Here is a 2,715-nt window from a genome sequence, read left to right as displayed (position 1 = left end):
CCCGCAGCGGAGACCGCGCAACCACACTGCCAATGCGCAGGGCACAACCACATCGCTCCTGCTTCAGCCGATCAGCTCCAATGTTGGGCCTTCGTGGAGGGTGGTGTAGACGCGGTCTCGGAGGTGGTTGGCTTCTGGGTCGGTGAGGGTTCGGTCCAACGGGCGGAGGATGAGGCGGATCAGGACGTTGCGTTGGCCCGGGGTGAGTTGGAGACGGGTTCGTGCCGCCTCCGGCAGGTCGTCGTACGACGTCTCGCTGCGGACCTCCACGGACTCGGCAGCATCCGCGTCGGCTCCGAGGGCCTCGCGCACCCGGTCTCCGAGGACCTCCGGAGAGAGATCAACCTCCTTGCCGACCACGATCGACAGGTCACGCCGTACTGCGGGCATCGGCGAAACCTCCTTGTAGGGCAGGAGATCCAGCATCTGCTCCGCCACCCGTGGATCCGTTGACCTGAGCAACCGAATGTCGCGGATCCCCTTGCGGAGCATCAGGAGCCGGTCGAGACCTGGTCCCATCGCGAGACCGGTCCAGCTCTCGTCAAGCCCGGCTTTCCGCAGCACCGAGGGAGAAGCGACACCACACTCGCCGATCTCGATCCACTGGTCGTCGAGCAGGACGTCGATCTGCCGGCCGTGAGTCGTGTACGGATGGACGGCCGGCACTGTCCGGTATGTCTGCCCGGGCAGTACGGTCTCCACCAGCCGGGCGATCATCTCCTCGAGTTCGGGCTCTCCCAGCGTGACGTTGCGGCTGATCCGCCAGAGGTCCAGCTGGTGGGGAGTCCCGGTGTGCTGCCAGTCGACGGAGTCCCGGCGATAGCAGATCCCTGCGCACACCAAAAGCACGTCCGACGCATCGGAGGCCGCCAGTTCGCGGAGCGCCGGCGGGATCATCGCGGAGGTGTGGCTCCGCAGTACCTCTCCGTCCGAGGCGTACCTGGTGTACCGCGCCTCCCGGGTGACCGCGTCGGCGGCGTACCCGAGGTTGTCGTAGTTGTCGGCCAGAGTGACGACCGGGTGATCCCGTCTGGTCCAGATCTCGGTGTACGGCCAGGCCCGGCCGAGCGCAGTACGGATCGAGTCGACGACCAACTGGATCGCGTGTGGTCCCTGGGCGGGATCCGCTAGGTCGCGCAGGGACAGGGCAGCGTGCAGTTCTTCAGCAGTGAGGACAGGCATGAGGGTTTCTCCAAGAGGTGACTGGTTCGAGGGAGGAAGACACCCCGACCGGCCGCGGTCACCTCAGGAGAGAGCGCAGCAGCGACTCACCCCGTCGGCACCACTGTGCCGGCCGGGGCGCAGAAATCGCTGCCCATAAAGATTCACGATCACCAGCATACCTACCTAGGATCATCGGTATGCGATGGATCGACACCCTGGAAGCCGCGGCGGCCGAAAAGCTGCCGGAGCCCCTGCACCGCTACTTCCGGCAGGGTTCGGCCGGCGGGATCAGCGTCGGCGAGGCCACCGCGGCCTGGAACGCCTACCGCTTCCGCCCGCACATCCTGACCGACGTGTCGACGGTCGATCTCCGGACCACGATCCTCGGTACGCCGGTCGACGTCCCGGTGCTCGTGGCTCCGTCGACCATGCAACGGCAGGCGGATCCGGACGGCGAGGCAGCGATGTCCGCCGGAGTGGCCGCGGCCGGTTCGATCCTCGGTGTCTCCAGCAACGCGGGTACGACCTTCGCCGAGATCAGCGCGGCCGGAGCGCCCTGGTGGCTGCAGATCTACGTGGTGAAGAACCGCGACATCACCTTGCACATGCTCGACGCCGCGGTCGCGGCCGGCGCGCGGGCCGTAGTACTGACTGCTGATACTCCCGTGGTCGGTCGCAAGGAGGATGACGGGCCGACCGTCTGGGAGGTGGTCCAACCAGGTCACCTGCTGGCGAACCTGGACGAGAACGACTACCCGCCCGAAGATCTCGCGAAGGCGGACGACCTGGGCCCGGACGTGATCGGCTGGCTGCACGAGCGCACCGGACTGCCGGTCGTGGTCAAGGGTGTGCTGCGCGGGGACGACGCCAGGCGGTGTGCCGATGCGGGCGCGGCTGGGGTGATCGTGTCGAACCACGGCGGCCGCCAGCTCGACGGCGCGATCTCGACCGCGCGGGCCCTGCCCGAGGTCGCGGAGGCGCTCGCCGGTACCGGCACCGAGGTGTACGTCGATGGCGGGATCCGCCGCGGCGAGCACGTTCTCGCCGCGCTGGCTCTCGGCGCCCGGGCCGTCTTCGTCGGACGTCCGGCGCTGTGGGCGCTCACCGTCGGCGGCTCTGCCGGGGTGACCCGCCTGATCACCGACCTGTCCGACGAGCTCGCCCACGCCCTCCGGCTGGTCGGCTGCCCGCGCCTCTCCGAGCTGTCCCCCGACCTCCTCGCCCGCAGATAACTGTGCCTGCGGTGGACCAGTCGCGGTCGTATCGTTGATCACAGGCGCGGCTACCGCGTGGTCGCGCTCTTGCGATGGGGACGCGGAATGCGAAGAGCCCCGGTCCGCCGACCGGGGCTCTTCGTCTGTGTCTGGCTAGAGGCTCAGGCCTCGGACTCGTCCTCGAGCAGGTTGCGAGTGGCGCTCGGGTCGACCTGCACACCCGGGCCCATCGTCGTCGAGAACACGGTCTTCTTGATGTAGCGACCCTTCGAGCTGGAGGGCTTCAGCCGGAGAATCTCCTCCAGTGCGGCGCCGTAGTTCTCCACCAGCTGGGCCT

2 protein-coding genes and 1 pseudogene are annotated in these 2,715 nt (G+C 68.1%); 1 reads left to right on the top strand and 2 read right to left on the bottom strand.

What is annotated here, in order from left to right; all coding sequences use genetic code 11:
- Positions 1 to 63: 63 nt before the first annotated feature.
- The gene (srmL, locus tag VFG33_RS05010) at positions 64 to 1,182 is read right to left on the bottom strand and encodes a PheS-related mystery ligase SrmL (RefSeq protein ID WP_325022867.1); all 1,119 of its coding nucleotides are present in this window, start codon (positions 1,180 to 1,182) and stop codon (positions 64 to 66) included.
- Positions 1,183 to 1,361: 179 nt separating this feature from the next.
- On the opposite strand from srmL, the gene VFG33_RS05005 reads away from it, so the two are divergent.
- Entirely contained in the window at positions 1,362 to 2,396 is a 1,035-nt protein-coding gene (locus VFG33_RS05005) for an alpha-hydroxy acid oxidase (protein ID WP_325022865.1), read from the top strand.
- Positions 2,397 to 2,539: 143 nt separating this feature from the next.
- On the opposite strand, the pseudogene VFG33_RS05000 reads toward VFG33_RS05005, so the two are convergent.
- Positions 2,540 to 2,715 (bottom strand): annotated as a pseudogene (locus tag VFG33_RS05000) (50S ribosomal protein L1); the annotation flags it as partial.

Origin of the sequence: Kribbella sp. (assembly GCF_035687465.1) — a bacterium.
Taxonomy (GTDB): Bacteria; Actinomycetota; Actinomycetes; order Propionibacteriales; family Kribbellaceae; genus Kribbella.
The sequence above is the reverse complement of the archived record's forward strand: the minus strand, read 5'-3'. Positions and strand labels throughout refer to the sequence as shown.

Excerpts from the sequence above, each read along its gene's own strand:
- srmL (WP_325022867.1), bottom strand. The coding sequence starts at position 1,182 with ATGCCTGTCCTCACTGCTGAAGAACTGCACGCTGCCCTGTCCCTGCGC.
- VFG33_RS05005 (WP_325022865.1), top strand. The coding sequence starts at position 1,362 with ATGCGATGGATCGACACCCTGGAAGCCGCGGCGGCCGAAAAGCTGCCG.